Genomic DNA, 21,105 nt, shown 5'->3' with positions numbered 1-21,105 from the left:
AATAGTGTACCGTAATATTACAAAAAAAAGTATTTTATTAGGTTTTAAAATTGCTAATTAATGTATAAACTTTTTAACGTTGTACTATTTTTTAGCCCTAACTGCAGTGTAATTCCTTATAAAAATAGCTTGTATGTTTTTCTTAGTATAAAAGAGCGACCAGAGGAAGCTCCTTTTATGCCTTTGAAAAAAACAAGCTATTTTATAAGAATGCAATGGAAGCTAGGAAATAGCTACTAAATAAAAGTCAAAAAAAAAGACTATCCGTTTTATTAGATAGTCTCTTTAGTATTGTGTTATTGTTGCAGATATAAGAAACCTGCTTTTTGCTTATTATTTTGGCCAGATCTATATTTAATCACATAGAAGTAGGTACCTGTAGGTAATTTATTGTCTTTACTGATAGTTACACGACCTTCAGAGTATCCTCTAAAATAGTTGTTACGTGTTCCATAACCAGTGGTTTCATAAACTAAAACTCCCCAACGGTTGTAAATTTGCACCGTGTTCTCTGGATATTCAAAAATCCTACCCAATACAAGAGCATCGTTTTTACCATCTGTATTTGCAGATATAAAGTTGTAAACCTCGATTTCATCATCTGGAATATTAGGGTTAAAATTCCCAACTTCAAGATAATCTGGAAATCCATTAGCGTTGGCATCAATAGCGTCATCTGGATTTCCATCGCCATTAGGGTCAGCACCTTCTTTTCTCGTTGATAATCCGTCGCCATCATCATCTGTATCTAGGTAATCTGGAATTCCATCTTTATCAGTGTCGTCTGGACCATTTTTATCACCGTTTGGATCTATTTCGTATTTGGTAAACACGCCGTCATTATCATCATCTGTATCTCGATAATCAGGCTCATCTGCTCCATCGGTATTATTTGTATCGCTGCTTCCGTTTTTGAATTCATTGTTAACTACAAATCCATCCATGGTATTGGCGCCTTCAAAACTATCGTCAAGTCCATCTTTATCGGCATCATTACCCGAGATAAAAATATCTGGAATTCCATCTTTATTTTTATCGAAAGCTTCGATGATGTCTGCAACGCCATCGTTATCAGAGTCGGTATCCAAATAATCAGGAGTGTCGGTTCCATCAGTATTTACAGGAACAAGACCAATAGAGGCTGCTGTTTCATAAATATCATCCAATCCATTTTTGTTGGCGTCGATTTTGCTTGGTGCTTTGTAACCAGCGGTAGTTTGCGCTTCAAGATTATCAGGGATTCCGTCATTATCAGCATCAATGTCTAGGTAATTTGGTATTCCGTCGCTATCACTATCAACTGTTCCTTCAACGGTGTCAAGGATACCATCATTATCATCGTCAATATCAGTAATATCTGCAATTCCGTCGCTGTCAGTATCTAAGAAACTAGTGGTTGGGTCTTCAAAATCACCATCATTATCAATATCAACATTGGTTGCATTGGTTGGATCATCAGAATCTTCTTCAATAGTAACAGTTGAGTTTGGAATCAAAGCATGAACTACTGCGGTGTTGTCAATATAACCAAAGAGAATATCATCTGCGGTTACAAGATGTTGCGCTGTAATAGTAAACGATTTCCCAGGAGCCAATACATTAATTGATGATTGACTAGTAAAAGTTCCGTTGTTGTCTCTCACATTAACATTCAGTAAATTAATATTTCCAATATTAGTCACCACAATCGTGTAGTTTATAGGATCTCCAACATGAGTGAAAGTGTCGTTACTAGTAACCTTGGTTACGTTTAAAATAGCCAATTGAGGAGTTACGGTTACAGTAGCGTCATCTGGTTCTCCATCGCCATTGGTATCTGTATTGGTATCATTGTTTGGATCATCAGAATCATCGGTTACATTTCCGCCTTTTGGATCCTTAGCCGTAGCGACTGCCGTATTGGTAACCGCACCTTTGTCTAAATCAATTTGAGTAATGGTGTGTTGCGCTTTTAACGTCACTTTTTGACCTGGGAGGAGTGTTACAAAATTGGCTGGAATAATACTTCCTGCGTCTGCATTGGTGTCGGTTACTGTAATATTAGTTAAGGTTACGTTTCCTGTATTTGTCAATTCTAAATTATACAAAATCACTTCGCCAACCGTATCCCAAAGTCCGTCAGGAGCTAGTGTAGATGCTTTGGTCAGTTGCATTTGAGGTTTTTGCACCATGGCAGAAACTGTTGCGTCGTCTGGGTCACCATCGGCATTTGCATCCACATTTGCAGGGTTGTTTGGATCATCAGAGATGTCAGAAACCGTGTTTCCTAGTGCGTCTTTACTCGTTACCGTAGCCGAGTTACTTACCGAACCAGAATTTAGGTCTGCTTGTGTAACGGTGTGCAAAGCAGTAATTGTTACCGATTTTCCGGGATTTAACACTGTTATTGCACTTGGTACAACTGATCCAAGATCAGCATTGAGATCTGTTATTTTTATATTCGAAAGGGTTGTACTTCCGGTATTTGTAACTATGATAGTATAGGTTATTTTTTCGCCAATCGTATCATATGCACCGTCTGCAGCAGCCAATGCTGTCTTGATAATACTAATTTTTCCTTCAACAGGGAAATTAGTTATCGTAACATCATCAGGATTTCCATCATTATTAATGTCTGCGTTCGTAAGGTTATTAGGGTCATCAGAGAAATCTTTGACTACAATTCCATTAGGGTCTTCACCCGAAGCAACAGCAGTGTTAGTTACTTTTCCAGTGTCTAAATCTTCTTGGGTAAGGCTATAAACAGCGGTAAAAGTAGTTTTGTTTTTTTGACCAGGAGCCAAGCTTATGGCTGCTCCATTTACAGTTACAATTGGATCGGTAACAATAACGTTTGTCAAAGTTAAGTTTCCAATATTGTTAACTTCAAAAACATAGGATATTGTTTCGCCTACGTTTGCAAAGCCATTACTGTTTGTATCGTTGAATGTAGCAGTTTTGGTAATACTCAACGCTGCCTTACCGGTCAATGAACTTACTGTTGGATCATCTGGGTCTCCATCACCATTCAAATCTTCATCTGTTGGATTATCAGGATCATCAGAGAAATCGCTTACATCTGTAACATTAGCTCCATCTTTATCTTGACCCACTGCCAATGCAGTATTGGTAATGGAACCCGAATCAATATCTGACTGTTTAATAGTATATAAAGCCGTAAAACTAGTTACGTCAATGTCAGCAGGGTCTAAGTCAATGGGCCCACCAGTAATGGTTACTAATGGATCTGTAATTTTAATACCAAAGATGGTAACATTTCCGTTATTTCTTATATCAAAATTGTAGCTAATTGTTTCATTGGATTGTGGTAGACCATCACCATTTTCATCATTAAAAGTAGCCGTTTTGAACAATGATAATTGTGGCTCTCTTGTAAGTGATGTGTTGGTATCATCATTTTTTGCAGCAGTTGTTGGATCATCAGAAGTATCACTAACAGTTCCTCCAAAAGGATCTTGACCTGATGCGGTAGCGGTATTAATTACAAATCCAGTATTAACATCATCTTGTGTTAAGGTATAGATTGCCACAAAATTGGTAGTGTTTTTCGCTTTTGGCGCTAATGTAATAGGGTTACCCGTTACTGCAACTAAAGCATCTGAAATTGTAATATTAGATACTGTTACGTTACCTGTATTAGTGATTTCAAAATGGTATCTAATTGTTTCGCCAACTTGTGCTAAGCCATCTTTGTTAGCATCAATAAATGTACCCGTTTTAGTCACGGATAATTCTGGCTTGCGAGCCAATGTGGTTACCGTTGCATCATCAGGATTTCCATCACCATTCGTGTCGGTATTGGTTGGGTTGTTCGGGTCATCCGATACATCTGTTACAGGATTACCATTGGTGTCTGTACTTTTTACGGAAGCTGAATTGGTAATAGCGCCCGAATCAATATTTGCTTGTGTAATTTTGTAGGTTGCATAAAAAGTATGCGCATCTACCTCTGCAGGAGCTAATGTTATTGGTCCACCATTTACAGCTACCAAAGCATCTGTTACTAAAATGTTACTCAAGGTTACTTTTCCGCTATTTTTAACAGTAAAATTATACGTAATTGTTTCGTTTACTTGTGGGAAACCATCTTTATTTTCATCATTGAAAGTAAATGTTTTTTCTAATGAAATAGCTGGTTTTTGTGAAATCGCAGTAATTGTAGCATCATCTGGTTCACCGTCTCCATTTGCATCTGCGTTGGTTGGGTTGTTTGGATCATCAGAAGTATCGCTATTGTTTTGACCAGCAGAATCAGTAGCTGATACGGTTGCGCTGTTAGTTACAGAACCCAAGTCGATTTCGCTTTGGGTAATCGAATGTGAAGCGTTTACCGTTGCACTATTTCCAGGAGCAAGAGTTGTAATTACAGCTGGTAAAATACTTCCTGTGTCTGCATTAGCATCTGCTACTACAATATTGGTAAGTGTTAGGTTACCCGTATTGGTAATAGTTAAAAGATAATTGATTTTCTCACCAACGGTATCATAACTGCCATCAGTAGGAGCTAGGGTTGTTTTGATTAAACTAATTTTTCCTTTTCCGGGAATAGTTGTAACGGTTGCATCGTCTGGTTCTCCATTTCCGTTACTATCTACATTAGTTGGATTGTTAGGGTCATCAGAAGTATCCGAAACCGTAATCCCTTTTGGAGTTAATCCAGAAGCGATAGCTGTATTTGTTACTTTGGCAGCATCAATATCTGCTTGTGTTAATGCATAAGTAGCATTGAACGTAGTAGTATTTTTTTGATTTGGGTCTAAAGCTATTGGGCCGCCGGTTACAGCGACTATTGGATCTGTAATTTTGATTCCAGTTACACTTACGTTCCCAATGTTACTTACTTCAAAAGTATAAGTAATAGTTTCACCCACTTGTGCTATTCCATCGTTGTTTTCATCTTTGAAAACCCCTGTTTTGGTCACGCTTAATTTAGCATTAGCTCCTAGTTTAGTTAAGGTAGCGTCATCAGGATGTCCGTCATTATCGCTATCTACGTTGGTAGGATTGGTCGGGTCGTCAGACAATGTAGCGACTACTTTACCATCAGGATCTTTTCCAGTAGCTGTTGCAGTATTAGTTACGTTTCCTGCATTAATATCTGTTAATTTAATTGTATACGTCGCTTTAAAAGTCGTGGTGTCAGATTTGTTTGGAGCCAATGTTATTGGTCCACCCGAAACTGTTGTCAAAGGATCTGTAATTGTAATTCCAGATACCGTTACATTTCCGTTGTTTTTAACAGTGAAATTATAGGAGATTGTCTCTCCAGTGTCTGGGAAACCGTTCCCGTTTTCATCGTTAAATACAGCTCTTTTCAATAATGTTATTAAGGCATTTTGCGTTAATTTGGTTACAGTTGCATCATTGTTCGTTGCTGTTGTAGGATCATCAGAGTCATCGGTAATTGTTTTTCCACTTGGGGATTTACCAGACGCTGTAGCTGCATTGGTCACATTGCCTTTGTTAATATCACTTTGTGTTAACGTATAAATAGTAGCAAAAGTAGTGCTATCCGTTTTTCCTGGAATTAAAGTAATAGGACCTCCAAGAACAGGAGACAAGGGATCATTAATTGTGATTCCTGTTATTGTTACGTTTCCAGTATTCGATACCTCAAAACTATATTGAATCGTTTCGCCCACCTGCGCAAGACCATCGCCGTTACTATCTATGAAAACACCTGTTTTCTCTACGGTTAATTCAGGTTTCGCCGTGATGGCAAAAACCGTATTGTCATCTGGATTTCCATTTCCATTGGTATCTGTATTTGTTAAATTTGATGGGTCATCAGAAATGTCTGTTACAGATTTTCCTTTTGGATCTGTACCTTTTACGGTAGCCGAATTTGTTAAACTTTCAGAATCGATTGTCCCTTGCGTAATAACGTAGGTACCAGAAAAACTAGTGGCATCAACTGCATTAGGAGTCAGATTGATTGGGCCTCCGTTAACAGTCATTAATGGATCTGTAATACTGATGTTACTTATTGTAACATTTCCAGTATTGGTCACTTTAAAGTTATAGGTGATTGTTTCTTTATTTTGAACCAAACCATCTCCATTTTCATCATTAAATTTAAATGTTTTCTCTAGTGCTAAAACCGGTTTTTGAACCAAATTGGTTACGGTATTGTCATTTGGAGTTGCAGTATTTGGATCGTCGGAAAGATCTGTTACTATTGTTCCGCAAGGGTCAAAAGCAGTTCCAGTTGCACTATTGGTAACTAGACCAGTATTCAAATCATTTTGTGTAATAGTATGCGAAGCAGTAAAAATTACTTTTTGAAATGCTGCAACATTGGCAAATGAAGTTGGGCTAATGCTGTTGGCATCCGCATTTAGATCTGCTAATGTTAAGTTACTTACCGAAACTTGATTTGCGTTCTCAACAGTAATTTGATATTTAATCACTTCTCCTACGGTATCGTATTGGCCATCAGTGGCAGGAACCGTAATTTTCGTTACTACTAATGTTGCTTCTGGGTTTACTGTTACGGAGTAGGTGTATGGTTTCCCTATACATCCTGCTGCCGATTCAGGAGTTATCGTGTACACTACTGTTTGAACAGACCCTGAGGTATTAATTAATTTGTCTTTAATACTTGTACTAATCGAATTGGTAGTCGTTTCACCCGAAACATTAGGGTTGTTTGCAGCAGCCCAAGTAAAAGTAGTTCCGGCTAAATTAGTATCGGTACTTAAGTTATGGTTTAATGCAATTCCGCTACAACTAGTTGCAGTTGGGTTTGTGCTTACAGATGGTTCTGGTCTTACTGTAACTACCAGTTCAAATGTTGGTCCTTGACATCCCTTATTATTAAAAGGGGTAACTGTGTATTTAACAGTTTGTGATGTACCACTGATATTTAAAATAGCATCGGAAATAGTAGTTCCAGTACCATTTTTTTCACCAGTTACATTTGGATTGTCTGTTGTTACCCAGCTAAATGTTGGGTTAACCAAAGTTGTTGTTTTTGTTAAATCATAATTTAAAGCAACATCACTACAGCTTATTTTTGTTTTATTCGAAATAATTAATGTAGAGGTTACATCAATTGTATAGGTATAGGTATAAACGGTACTATTTCCGCTACAGTCAGTGTAGGTGAAGTAATAGATTTTATCGCCATTACATACAGGACTTGTATTTTCTGTAATAACAGGAATGATATTTTTTCCGCAGTTATCCATAACAGTTGGAGCAGTAGGTTGTACTGCTTTCGAAATGTCATTTACATTAGCGCTTCCGTTTGCAGGAACGATTGGTTTAATCGTCATGTCAATGGTATAGGTGTATTTGTAAACCGACACATTAGAAGCACAATCTGTATACGTGTAAGTATAAACTTTAGTTCCTTCACAAGTAGGATTATTAGAAACAGTAATTACCGGAGTAAGTGTTTTTCCACATTTATCCGTAACTGCCGGCGCAAGTGGTTGCGTTGTATTTGCTAGACACTCTACTGTCGAACCTGCATCTGCTGGAACAACTGGTTTAGTAGTTAAGTCAATTGTGTAAGTGTACTTGTAAACCGACACATTCGAAGCACAATCTGTATAAGTATAAGTGTAAACTTTCGTTCCCTCACAAGTAGGATTAGTAGAAGCAGTAATTACCGGAGTAAGTGTTTTTCCACATTTATCAGTAACTTTTGGCGCAGGTGGTTGCGTTGCGTTTGCAAGACACTCTACTGTCGAACCAGTATCTGTAGGGACAGCTGGTTTAGTTGTTAAGTCAATTGTGTATGTATATTTGTAAACCGACACATTCAAAGCACAATCTGTATACGTATACGTGTAAACTTTCGTTCCTTCACAAGTAGGATCTGCTGAAGCGGTGATCACGGGTGTCAAAGTATTTCCACATTTATCGGTTACTTCAGGTGCAAGTGGTTGCGTTGCTTTTGCAAGACACTCTACTGTCGAACTTGCATTAGCAGGAACAACTGGTTTAGTTGTTAAGTCAATTGTGTATGTATATTTGTAAACCGACACATTCAAAGCACAATCTGTATACGTATACGTGTAAACTTTCGTTCCTTCACACGTAGGATCTGCTGAAGCGGTGATCACGGGTGTCAAAGTATTTCCACATTTATCTGTTACTTCTGGCGCAAGTGGTTGCGTTGCTTTTGCAAGACACTCTACTGTTGAACCTGCATTAGCAGGAACAACGGGTTTAGTTGTTAAGTCAATTGTGTAAGTGTACTTGTAAACCGACACATTCGAAGCACAATCAGTATACGTATACGTGTAAACTTTCGTTCCTTCACAAGTAGGATCTGCTGAAGCGGTGATCACTGGCGTCAAAGTATTTCCACATTTATCGGTTACTGCTGGCGTAGGTGGTTGCGTTGCTTTTGCAAGGCACTCTACTGTTGAACCTGCATTAATAGGAACAGCTGGTTTAGTAGTTAAGTCAATTGTGTAAGTGTATTTATAAACTGACACATTCGAAGCACAATCTGTATAAGTATAAGTGTAAACTTTCGTTCCCTCACAAGTAGGGTTAGTTGAAGCAGTAATTACCGGAGTAAGTGTTTTTCCACATTTATCAGTAACTTTTGGCGCAGGTGGTTGCGTTGCGTTTGCAAGACATTCTACTGTCGAACCTGCATCTGTAGGAACATCTGGTTTAGTTGTTAAGTCAATTGTATAGGTGTATTTCCATTTTGAAACCAAACCAGAACAATCAGTATAGGTATAATTAAAAGTTCTAGAACCTTCACAAGTTAAAGTTGTAGGCGAATCTACCGTAGATGCTAAAAAAGCAGTTATGGTAGTTCCACAAATATCTTTAATACCAGTTGGAGGCGTTGGAGTAGTAGCGTTTGCAATACATTCTACAGTACTTGCACCATCTGCTGGAATAGTAGCAGGAGCTGTTGTGCGATCTATAGTATAAGTGTATTTCCATTTTGAAACTAAACCAGAACAATCGGTATAGGTATAATTGTAAGTTCTAGAACCTTCACAAGTTAAAGTTGTAGGCAAATCTACCGTAGAAGCTAAAAAAGCAGTTATGGTAGTTCCACAAATATCTTTAATACCAGTTGGAGGCGTTGGAGTAGTAGCGTTTGCAATACATTGAACTGTTCTTTTTCCATCTGCTGGAATAGTTGCAGGAGCTGTTGTGCGGTCAATTATATAGGTATAGGTATAGGTTGAAACATTATTACCACAATCTGTGTACTTATAAGTGTATATTTTACTTCCTTCGCAAGTTGGGTTTGCATTTTGAGTTATTACAGGAGTTATAGTATCTCCTTTATAATCTTTCACCACAGGAGCGGTAGGTTGAGTTGCTTGCGCTAGACATTGAACAGTGACACTTTCATCATCTGGAACTTCTAATTCAGAATGAATTGTTACTAAATATTTATAAGTATCTATCGTTGTTCCAGATGCATTTTTAACAGTAATATTATATTGAACGATTTGATCAAATGTAGATTGGTTACTAGGTGCGTCATTAATTACTGAAGTATTTTTTGCAGTAGTTGATATTCCCGTAATTTCGTCATTTGCAACAGCAACCCAAGTAAATGTAGCTCCTGAAAATGGACCGTCAGTAGCTAAATTATGGTTTAGCACAGCATTACTACAGATGGTTTCTATAGGATGTACCGTCACTATTTTGTTAGCTGTTGGATTTGTTAACGTTCCAATTCTAGGAGTTCCAGTAGCAGTTACAGTATTCGTAATATTTTGTTGGTTGGTGATGTCAGTTTGATTTACCAAATAAGTAGCTGTCCATGTAGCTGTTTGACCAGGTGCCAAGGTTTCGATTTTGTTGTCTGAAGTATCAATATCGGTTCCTGTTGTACTTTGAATAGCAGGTAGTGATAAAGTCCCATTACCAACATGTACATCACTTATAGAGACATTATCAATGGTAATATTACCATTATTTGTTACTACATAAGTATAAGTAAGAGTTTGTTCTGAAGCAACATTAAATTCGTCACTTACCGATTTAGTTATTGATAAAGCAGGTTTAGCAGTCATCAAAGTAATAGTTGGGTCGTCAATCGCATTGTTTGGATTATCAGGATCATCAGATAAATCAGTAACACTACCTAAAGCAGGATCTTGGGCTCCAGCCGTAGCAGTATTTTGCACTTTTCCTTTGTCTAAATCAACTTGCTTGATGACGTGAGTTGCAATAAAGGTTGCAGTTTGTCCTGGTTCGATCTTATCGACAAATTTATCAGTAGGATCGCCGTTAACTCCTGTAGTAGAACTCACTATAATCCCTGTTGCATTCGAATCAATAATATTTAGATTCTTTAACGTGACCGTTCCTGTGTTTTTTACAAAGATAGTGTAGGTAATAATTTCGCCCACAGTATCAAAACTACCATCTGCAGGAGCAGCATCTCTTTTAGTAACTTCAAGTCTACCAATTTCAGGTACAGAAACTACAGTAGCATCATTTGGAGCAGCTGTTGTTGGATCGTCAGATTGGTCTGTAATTGTAGCTCCGCCTATTGGTTCGGTACCAGTAACAGTGGCTATGTTCGAAACTTTACCAACATTAAAATCTGCTTGTATAATGGTGTGTTTTGCTGAGAAAACTGCAGATTCTCCAGCCGGTAAGTTAGCTAAAACAGCAGGGAGAATAGTTCCTGTGTCTGCTTTTGGATCTGTTATGGTAATATTGTTTAGACTAACATTACCCGTATTGATGACTCTTATTTCGTAATTGATTTTTTCACCTAAGTTATCATAAAGCCCATCATCTGCAGGTTGTGCTATTTTTTCTAAAACTAATTTTCCTTTCTGAATAATTGGAGTTACCGTAGGATCATTAGTTGTACTAGTTGCATTGGTAGGATCATCCGATACATCTGAAATCACATAACCATTTGATAGCGTAGCTTTGGCTGTAGCAGAATTAATTACTTGCCCAGCTTCAATATCTGCTTGTGTAATTTTATGAGTTGCAGTAAATGTTGTTGAAGCACCTATTGCCAAAGTAGCTACTGATGAAGGCGAAATACTTCCTGTATCAGCCTTTGGGTCCGTTAATATGATATTGGTCAAGTTAGTGTCACCAGTGTTTTTTACAGTAATAGTATAATTGATGAGTTCACCAACAGTATCATAACTTCCATCTGAGGCTGCTAATGAAGTCTTTGTAACTTCTATTTGACTATTGGTGATCTTTATTGGTTCAGTATCATCATCTAACTGCACATCTGCCTCAGGTATATCTTCGGAATTAGAAACAGAATTTATAACCGTCGAACTAGCACTGACCTCATTAACTTTTGCAGTAATAAAAATGTTAAAAACTTGACCACTAGTCATTGTTCCTATATTCCAATTTGGAGCAGTCCAAGTTCCGTGCACAGCTGTCGCAGAAACAAATGAAAGTTCTGCTGGTAGCAAATCGTTTATGACAAGATTTGTTACAGGATTTACACCTAAACTTTTTACACTCACTTTAAAAATTACAGTGTCACCTTCAAGTACATTACTTTTATCGACTGTTTTAGTCAAAATAATTTCAGGGTCACAATTATAAGCGGATAATATAGAGGAATCATAAGTACATCCTCCTTTGGTTACTCTTACAAAAAAATCACCAGGAGATGAGGGAGTATAGGAACTAGAGGTTGCACCTGGAATTATAGTATTGTCTTTAAACCATTGGTAGGCATCAAAACTTCCCGATAGCTCTTTTAGATCTGATCCGGGTAAACAGCCTCCCCCTGTGATTTCTAAATCAACAACAGGTACAGTATCAAAACCTGAAAAATAACCTGCGATACCTGCATTATTATTAACTCCAATAAATCCAACGGCAATAGGACCTGTTGATTGAACGGACACATTCCCTGTTAAGTTGGAGACAAAAAAGGACTTCCAAGGCAGTCCCGCTGCATTTGTAGGTGTTGGTAAAGGAACAACTCCTGAGCCATCAGTAACAGTTATATTAGCATTTGGAGTAGAAGTAGAGGCAAGAATAGTAATTCCACCCGTAAAATTTAAATTTGCTACATCTCTAATATCTGGAATGTTACTTAAATTATCAGGAAGTAAGCAGTTAACAGGAGCAATAAAATTAAGTCCAATGGTTTGTATACCACTTGAACCAGCTAAACATTGATAGGCATATGCTTCCTTTGAAGTAATTACGGTCATATTAGCACCAATACTTCCTGAGGAATAATTACTACCTGGAATTTCAAAATACTCACCATCATTGATCGTTGCAATAGGAGTAGCTGATCCGTTAACAAAAATATCGGTTCCGTTTTGAGTTCCTATGATTATAGGGAATTCTGTTTCGTTAGTTCCGTTTCCACGTACGAACACATAATCACGACCTACAATATTTTGAGGTACAGGTTGGTCAATAGCGGCATCTCGCGAGCCTGAGCCTGCTCTGATTCCTACATTTAATCCTCCGTTACTAATTGCAATATTTTCTGTAGCGCTAATCGTAGCGCCTAACCAACCATCTCTATTGGCTTCTGTTTGATTTGGAGATGCTTCTAAAACGTACGATTGTCCAGCACTAAGCTCAATTGTTAAAGTAGTAGTACCTGAGATACCACCTAAAAAATTTCCTTGTCTAAATTGACAATTAGGATCGTATCCACTAATAGTTACTATTGTACCATCAGTGGTAGCCATTATCCCTAAGGTATTGGTCAAGGAAGCATTATTAGCCCTGTTTGGAATACCACCCCACTTAAATTTTTTACCAAGTGCTTGCCTTCCTTTTGAAGTTAAGGAAGTGGCTTGAGCACCTGATCTACCACGATAATTCACATAGAATTTTTGACCACCAGCTGCTACAAATCGTAATCCACTATTACTTAATTTTACTCCAGTATTCATATTTGAAACCAGTGTAATATCATTATCACCGTCTGCAACATCATATTTTACAGGGCTTCCATTAGAAACTGTTAAAGTGGCCACAGCAGTTGTTCCTGTACCTTGAAAAACTTGCACCGTAAAAGGAGCTGTCTCTGGTGTTGATAAATAAAATGCTTGTTGTACAACAGCTTGCCTATCAGAGCTTTGTTTTAAGGGGGGCAAATAATGCAAATCACTTAACTGTGAGTAAGAAGTGTGCGCAAAGAGAAATAATAATAGGGTTAGTAAGGAGTATTTGTTTATCATATAGAGGGTATTACTTATATTGATTATAAATTATAAATCATAATTTTTCGTTAAAATACAACAAATATGTCGTTTTTTCAACTTTTAACGTTCAAAGGTAGGTATTTTCGGTTGATTTGTATTAACAATACTTTAAGAATTACGCATTCAGTTTATTATTTTGATAGATACTAAAAGGCCACTTTAATTTACGTGCTTTGCGTTTACAACTCAACGTTAAACTAAAATTAATCCAACTAACTATTTGTACTATTTTATGAAACATTTTCAAGATTATAATGAGATCTTATTCTTATAAAAGTTTAGTTATATCTTTAATATCAAATAAATTTAAAAACCTATAAATAAAGCATTATGAGTATTAAAAACTTATTTAGCGAAGAGGCTAAACAGAAAATTAAAGACCTAGCAACTGATATTGATTTTGCTATGTTTGCTACTGGATTAAAGGATAATCCCTTACATATGGTACCAATGAGTACAAAAAAAGTTGACGATTCAGGACAAATATGGTTTCTAAGTAATAAAAATAGTCAACATAATAAAAACATTATTCAAAATAGTGCGATGCATTTAATATATTCTGATCCTAGTAAAATGAAATTTTTAAATGTTTTTGGTCAAGCCAAAGTTTCAACAGATATTGATATTATTAAGGAATTATATAAAAGTTCAGACGATGCATGGTTTGAAGGTGTAAATGATCCAAATATTACTGCAATTGCTGTAATTCCTGCAGAAGTATTTTATTGGGATCCAAAAAATAATACTCTTGTTACTTTATTAAAAATGGGAATGGGAGCATTAACTGGCGACGAACCTGATCTAATGGATCAAGGTAAATTAAATGTTTAAATTATAAAGGCATCAATTATATAATTGGTGTTTTTTTTTATTTAAATTTTTTTTTCTACTATCTAATCAATAACCACGGGCTATTTTATTTAATCAGATTATATTTTCAATTATAATTATAATATTTTAGAAATAAACACGTTAATTTGGTAATCCAATTTGGTAAACCAAATTAGGTACCCCAATTAATTATTAATATTAAATATTATTTTATGAAAAAAAATTTGATTTTAAAGAAACCTGCGAACTTTTTAAAGTTCAAAAATGCTTTGTTGTTAACTCCTTTGAGTTTCGCTTTATTTTGTAGTTGCTCATCTGATGATGCCACTCAATTAGATGCTAATAGTGTGATCACTGAAAATGTTACTAGTGGTTTGACTGCAAAAACGACTATAAGTAAAATCACTTCTTTAACTGTTTCTGCTAACGGAGATGACGGAAATGTAGCTGCAAACACAATTGATGGTAAATCTTCTACTAGATGGTCTTCTAATGGAGCTTCAGGAAAGTACATTACTTATGATTTAGGAAGTAGTAAAACCATTTCAAGTTTAAAAATTGCTTGGTATAATGGAAATGAAAGAAAAACGTATTTCCAAATTAGAGTAGGAAACTCATTGAGTGACTTAACAACTGTTTATGATGCTAAAACATCAGGAAGTAGTGGTAGTACTTCCTCTTTAGAGACGTATTCATTGACTGCACCTACGAGCGCAAGATATGTAAGAATTTCTTGTTTTGGAAATTCAGTTAATAACTGGAATAGTATTATTGATACTGAAATTTATAGTCAAAGTGATAGCGATAGTGGAACAGTAACTCCTCCTATTGGAACTACTTATCCTACATCTATTTTAGGTATTACAGCAAACACTTGGAAAATTAATAGCTTCAAAGGTACTCCTGGATCATCAGCAGTTTATTATGATGATATTACTACCGCAAGCGGAGTGTCATATAATACCTACAATGACCCTAACTATTTTTATACTGACGGTTCTTGGACTTATTTTAAATGTTACAGAGGTTTAGGAACATCTTCAAATTCTTCTAATCCTAGAGTTGAATTAAGAGAATTAATTAGTGGAAACGAAGCAAGTTGGGATGGCTCTACTGGAACACATACTATGACTTGGACAGTTAAAGTAGACAAATTACCTAAAGGAGAGAATGGAACTTCTGGGACTTTATGTTTTGGACAAATTCATGGTCCTGAGAAAAATAAAAGTGGTGTAGCAGTTGATGATATTATTCGTGTTCAATTTGATGGCGCTGCTAATCAATCTACAGGAGCCGTAAAGTTAAAAGTAAGTGGTTATATTACTGAAAAAGTACTTGGGGGCAGTAAATCATTTACAGGATATTCTTTAGGAACGACTTATACTTTTACAATTAAATATACTGGAAGTACAGTTTACCTATATAATGGTTCATCACTAGTATTCTCTCAAAAAATGAATACAAGTACTGAAGCTAATTATTTTAAAACGGGTAATTATTTACAATCAGTTAAAGGTACAAGCTATGATGGTTCATACGGTTTAGTAGCGATTAAAAACCTTAGTGTTTCACACAATTAATAATTGTTTTCTATACTTGTTACTAATCAAATAGAATTTATTTCGTAACAGAGTTTTACAATTTTTTCATAATAAAGAGAGATAGTCTATAATGTAGACTGTCTCTCTTTTTTGTTTCTAAACAATCAAATTAATTTTAGATTAATGTCTATCCCTTAGTATTTAAAGACCTGATATATTAATACTATTACAATGAATGTTAACACAATGTTTCATTAATAACTCTTTTTATTAATGTAAGCGTAACCTTGAAAACCTACCCTTGAGGTTATTTTTGAAGACATATAATAAAACCAAATACTGTATTATATGTCATTTTTAAAATCACGAATACATTACAACAAATTAATCCCATTAAGTCTTACTGGACAAGTTTACTTTTTAATAAATAATAAAAAAGTGAGCAGTCATGTATAAAAAACATACGGATGAAGAACTTGTCGATTTGTTACAGCAAGGCAAAGACAAAGCGTTTGACGAATTGTATTTTCGGTATCGAGATTTATTGGTTCGATTTGTCTACGTAAGGATGAAATCTATTCCTATTGCTGAGGAGATTGTTCAAGAAGTTTTTACCACAATTTGGGAACGACGCAAAGTCTTAGTCATTCAAAAGAAATTTTCGGCTTATATCTACACCTCTGTGCGCTACGTAACTTTAGATTATATGAAAGCGCATACCACAACAGATAAATATATTAAATATATTATTGATAGTAATGCCACTATTATTACAAATAGTAACAATACGATAGAGTCTATCTATCATGACGAATTGCAAGAAGCAGTAGACAAAGCCACTTCGTTACTTCCTAAAAAAGCCAAAGAAGTTTTTGTATTAAGCAGATTCAAACAATACACCAATAAAGAAATTGCTGAAGAACTTAATATTTCGCTGGAAACAGTCAAATACCACATTTCGTATGCGCTTAAATTTATGCGTTCCTATTTAGGTGAGTTCAATTAAAATACCGCTATTATTTAATGGTATTTTTTTTCTTAACACAAGCGTAACCTTACAAACCTACCTAAAAAAACAATTTCAAAGACATAATATTAAAGCAATAATCAAATTATAATGCCAGAACAATTACAGCAACATATAAAACTTTTCTTAGAAGGAAAGACATCTTTAAAAGGACAAGAACTGTGGAACAATTGGTATACTAACCCTGAAGTTACAGTAGAGAACTTAAAGATGATTACTTCTAGTGATGCTAAAATGAAAAGGGAAATCGCAGCAATCAAAAAGACAAATAATATGTTTTTTATATCGAGAAAAAATTGGGCTATAGCCGCTTCTTTTTTAGTACTAATAGGACTTTCTTCTTTTTTTTATTTTTCTACCTCACTTTTCAATAATAGAGAATATGCCACAAATAAGGGGGAGCGCTCTAAGATTGTTTTGAGTGATGGTACCCAAATATGGCTCAATGCAGCGAGTACGTTAAAATACCCAGCCGAGTTTAAAGGTGGTACTCGAGAGGTTACTTTAATAGGCGAGGCTTTTTTTGATGTTGCCAAAGATAAAGTGCATCCATTTATAATTCATACGGCTAAAATGGATACAAAAGTGGTAGGAACTAGTTTTAATGTGCAAGCTTATCCTGATCAGCTACAACAAGAAGTTTCGGTATTAACCGGAAAAGTAAATGTAAAATCGACTGTTACTGATAAGAATGTGTATGTAACTCCAGGTCAAAAAGTAGTTTTTAAAACTCAAAACAACAAACTTCATGCATATAACGGTGTGGCAAAAAATACAGTATCGCCATGGCGAAAAAACATTCTGGTTTTCGAAGAAACTCCTTTTCCAGAAGTGATCGCTACACTAAATCGCAATTATAATGTGGTTATAAAAGTTGAAAATAAAAATTTGAATAATCTAAAAATAAGTGCCTATTTCAAAGCGCTTCCCGTTGATCAAGTTATTGATTTGGCGTGCAATATTGTCAATGCTACTTATAAATTAGAAGGAGGAGTTTACATTATAAAGTAATTTTTTACTTGAAAAATTGAAATCCATACTGGATAATTTACAAATGGGTAAATAGAATACTAAAGAATGCTACGTAGAATAATTATATAAAATCAAGAACAACCTAACTTAAATTTAAAAATGACGATTATGAATGAAAAACAAATGCGGTATGTCAAAAATTATCAGGGCATTAAAAAATCTGCGTTGGCAAAACTACTCCTCTTTGTTAGTTTATTTTTCATCGGAATAACAGCAAAAGCAGCTGGGATTGATGGCAATAAAAGAGTGACATTAAAAGTAGAAAATGAAACTATAAAAAATATTTTTCAGAAGATAGAAAATCAAGTTGATGTACATTTTATGTACGAAACCAATCAAATCAATGCCAATCAAAAAATTACTTTAAAATTTAACGATGTTCCTTTAGAACAAGCGCTTAATAAAATTTGTACAAACCTTTTTCTTCGTTACGAAATTGTCAATAACAATAACATCGTAATCAAAAAAAGTATAAAAGTAAGTACCATAGATCTAGATAAAATTACTATTTCTGGAATTGTTTATGGAGATGATGACGGAATGCCATTACCTGGAGTAGGGATAAAAGTAAAAGGTTCCACTATTGCCACCGTTACTGATTTTGACGGAACATTCAGCCTCGTTGTTAATACAGCAGAAGCTACACTACTGTTTTCTTACATTGGATATGTTACGCAAGAAGTAGCCGTAAATGATGCTAATAAAGTTTTAAATGTTAGGCTATTGGCCGATATGAAGCAACTCAACGAAGTTGTGGTTATGGGATACGGAAGTGTAAAAAAATCTCAAGTTGTAGGCGCAGTCTCTAGTGTGTCAATGAAAGAGTCATCAAGCAGGACTTATAATTCAACAGCTGAATTATTACAAGGAACGGTTGCTGGAGTTACGGTCATCAATAATGGGGGAGACCCAATGGCGCCACCTACAATAAATATTAGGGGAGTGGGTTCTATTAATGCAGAATCACCATTAATCGTTTTGGACGGGATTGTTTACAGCGGTTCTTTTAATGATATAAATCCTAATGATATTGCTTCGATCAGTGTGCTAAAAGATGCGGCTTCTGCAGCCATTTATGGTGCTCGTGCTTCGGGTGGGGTGATTTTAGTAACTTCTAAAAAAGGATCTGCTGATCGTGTTCGTGTAAACGTAAATTATCAAGGCGGGTATCAAAATGTAGCCAAAAAATTAGAAGCTTTAAATGCAGCTGAATATGCTGATGCTATGAACACAGCAACAGATAATGCTGGTTTGCCTAGAGTTGCGGCTTTTGATGTAAATCAAGAACCAAGTGCAAGAACCACTAATACCGTATGGATGGATGAAATATTTCGAAAAGGAAATATTCAAGACCTAGCCCTTTCTATTGATGGCGGTAGCGAAAAATCAAACTTCTTTATTTCTGGAGGTTACCGAAAAAATGAAGGGATTTTGTTGAATACCTTTTCTGAAAGATATACGGCTAGAGCCAACTCTTCTTTTAAAATCACACCTAAATTTACTATTGGTGAAAACATTACTTATTCGTTAAAAAACGGACAAACAGCCAATACTAATGATGGGTATGTCGGAGCTATTCTGTCGGCTATTTTTTATCCTCCTAATGCCACTATTTATAAACAAGATGGCTCAGGACAATTTGGTGGTGTCCCTAGTAAATACATTGGTTCTTACGGTGACGTTATTAATCCTGTCGCCTATTTAAAAAGATTAGATAATAGCAATCCTATCTCCACTATTTTGATTAATCCTTATGCGCAATGGGAAATAGTTAAGGGATTAACTTTTAAATCTAACTGGGGTATTACTCGTATTGAAAATAATAGCAAACAATTTGTATCTAAAGTTACGGAGCCTGGAAAAATATTTGATTTTAACCAACTAATTCAATCTTCGACTACGTTAACGGATATATTAGGGGAACAAACTTTAACATTAGATAAAAAAATAGGAGACCATAGCTTTACGGTTTTAGGAGGATATACCTACCAAGATACGAAACAAGAATATTTTCAAATTTCGGCTACGGGCTTTGATAATGAAGATCCTTCACAACGCTATTTTGTAAACGGAAAAGATTTTAGACAGTTAGGTGCAAACGGAAACCGTCAGTTACTAATCTCTTATGTAGGGAGGTTAAATTACTCGTATGCTGATAAGTACTTATTCTCTGGAATTGTACGCCGTGACGGAACTTCTAAACTTACTTCTGCTAACCGTTGGGAAGTTTATCCATCGCTATCAGCGGGATGGTTAATTTCTAAAGAGGGATTCATGGCAAACACTAAATCCATTATTTCTAATCTAAAATTACGTGCTAGTTGGGGACAAATAGGTAACCTAGGAAGTCTGCAACCTTATGAGTTTAGTGTTCCGTTAACACAAACATTGTCTTTATTGGGAGATACTCCAATTATCAATTATGGGTATGCCGAAAGAAAACTATCTAACGCTAACTTGATTTGGGAAAGTTCTGAGCAAACGAACTTAGGTTTGGATTTTGGTTTGTTAAACAATAAATTAAGTGGTACTGTTGACGTTTTTGTGAAAACAAATAAGGATATGTTGGTTAACAATCAATTACCGGGTCTTGCTGGTGCAAATGAAGGGCAAACGGTAAACGCTGGAAAGGTTGAAAACAAAGGGATCGAGTTAAGTTTGAATTACAAAGAGTCTATTGGTGATTTTAAAATGGACTTTACAGTAAATGCCTCAATGTTAAAAAACAAGGTGGTTTCAATCAAAGATGATCTGACTTATTTTGAACCTCAAGGTAGAGCGCGTGTGCGTAGTTTACCTATTGCCAATGTATATGAGGTAGGGAGCGCTCTAAATTCTTTTTATGGTTTTTCAACAGATGGATTGTTTCAATCTGTAGACGAAGTGAACACTTATGTAAATACTTCGGGGGTTAAATACCAACCCAATGCCGTAGCGGGAGACATCAAGTTTCAGGATGTCAATGGTGATGGCGTAATTAATAATAGTGACCGTATTGTTTTAGGAAATCCTTTTCCTAAAACAACGTATAGCTTCAATGCAAATTTTAATTACAAAGGGTTTGATATGAATATCTTCTTGCAAGGTGTTGCTGGAAATAGTGTTTTTAATGCCGTAAAACATACCGGACTTAATGCTTCTTTCCCAGGTTATAACTTGTTATCTGATTCTAAAAACGCTTGGTCGCCTACTAATACTGATACTTCAATTCCTATTCTATCGGCTAAGGATAACAATAATAATTTTGGTCGAATTTCAGATTTTTATATTGAAGATGGTTCATTCTTACGATTAAGAAATGTATCACTAGGATATACTTTTAACAACCAATTATTTAAAGATAAAGTAAAATTAAGAGTGTATGTATCTGCTCAAAATTTGTTTACCATTACTAAATATTCTGGAATGGATCCAGAGGTGGGATTAAACAATTTCGGAATGGACTTAGGGCGTTATCCATTATCTAGAATTTACATGTCAGGAATCAATTTATCTTTTTAAAGAAACAATA

At 35.6% G+C, this 21,105-nt stretch carries 6 protein-coding genes; 5 read left to right on the top strand and 1 reads right to left on the bottom strand.

Annotation, left to right across the window (positions count from 1 at the left end; genetic code table 11):
• Nucleotides 1-296 precede the first annotated feature (296 nt).
• A complete protein-coding gene (locus HNP99_RS06255) occupies nucleotides 297-13,139 on the bottom strand; it encodes a DUF7507 domain-containing protein (RefSeq protein WP_173852408.1) in 12,843 nt (4,280 codons plus the stop codon).
• Between the two features lie 354 nt (nucleotides 13,140-13,493).
• Here HNP99_RS06255 and HNP99_RS06250 point away from each other — a divergent pair, with 354 nt between their 5' ends.
• The 5 genes from HNP99_RS06250 to HNP99_RS06230 all read left to right on the top strand — a co-directional run bounded on the left by HNP99_RS06250 (nucleotide 13,494) and on the right by HNP99_RS06230 (nucleotide 21,095).
• Entirely contained in the window at nucleotides 13,494-13,994 is a 501-nt protein-coding gene (locus HNP99_RS06250) for a pyridoxamine 5'-phosphate oxidase family protein (RefSeq protein WP_173852406.1), read from the top strand.
• A gap of 212 nt (nucleotides 13,995-14,206) precedes the next feature.
• Complete coding sequence (locus HNP99_RS06245) at nucleotides 14,207-15,574, top strand: polysaccharide lyase family 7 protein (RefSeq protein ID WP_173852404.1); 1,368 nt, start codon at nucleotides 14,207-14,209, stop codon at nucleotides 15,572-15,574.
• Between the two features lie 409 nt (nucleotides 15,575-15,983).
• Nucleotides 15,984-16,541 (top strand): RNA polymerase sigma-70 factor, encoded by a 558-nt coding sequence (locus tag HNP99_RS06240; RefSeq protein WP_173852402.1) that lies wholly within the window; start codon nucleotides 15,984-15,986, stop codon nucleotides 16,539-16,541.
• Between the two features lie 111 nt (nucleotides 16,542-16,652).
• Nucleotides 16,653-17,573 (top strand): FecR family protein, encoded by a 921-nt coding sequence (locus HNP99_RS06235; protein ID WP_173852400.1) that lies wholly within the window; start codon nucleotides 16,653-16,655, stop codon nucleotides 17,571-17,573.
• 129 nt (nucleotides 17,574-17,702) lie between these two features.
• Nucleotides 17,703-21,095: a TonB-dependent receptor gene (locus HNP99_RS06230; protein WP_173852398.1), complete on the top strand. Its 3,393-nt coding sequence runs from the start codon at nucleotides 17,703-17,705 to the stop codon at nucleotides 21,093-21,095.
• Nucleotides 21,096-21,105 lie beyond the last annotated feature (10 nt).

This window comes from Flavobacterium gelidicaeli (assembly GCF_013294005.1).
Classification (GTDB): domain Bacteria; phylum Bacteroidota; class Bacteroidia; order Flavobacteriales; family Flavobacteriaceae; genus Flavobacterium.
Note: the sequence above shows the minus strand (reverse complement) of the source record. Positions and strands in the feature narration are given on the sequence as shown.

Coding starts and splice junctions, on each gene's coding strand:
- HNP99_RS06240 (WP_173852402.1), top strand. CDS start 15,984: ATGTATAAAAAACATACGGATGAAGAACTTGTCGATTTGTTACAGCAA.
- HNP99_RS06250 (WP_173852406.1), top strand. CDS start 13,494: ATGAGTATTAAAAACTTATTTAGCGAAGAGGCTAAACAGAAAATTAAA.
- HNP99_RS06245 (WP_173852404.1), top strand. CDS start 14,207: ATGAAAAAAAATTTGATTTTAAAGAAACCTGCGAACTTTTTAAAGTTC.
- HNP99_RS06230 (WP_173852398.1), top strand. CDS start 17,703: ATGAATGAAAAACAAATGCGGTATGTCAAAAATTATCAGGGCATTAAA.
- HNP99_RS06255 (WP_173852408.1), bottom strand. CDS start 13,139: ATGATAAACAAATACTCCTTACTAACCCTATTATTATTTCTCTTTGCG.
- HNP99_RS06235 (WP_173852400.1), top strand. CDS start 16,653: ATGCCAGAACAATTACAGCAACATATAAAACTTTTCTTAGAAGGAAAG.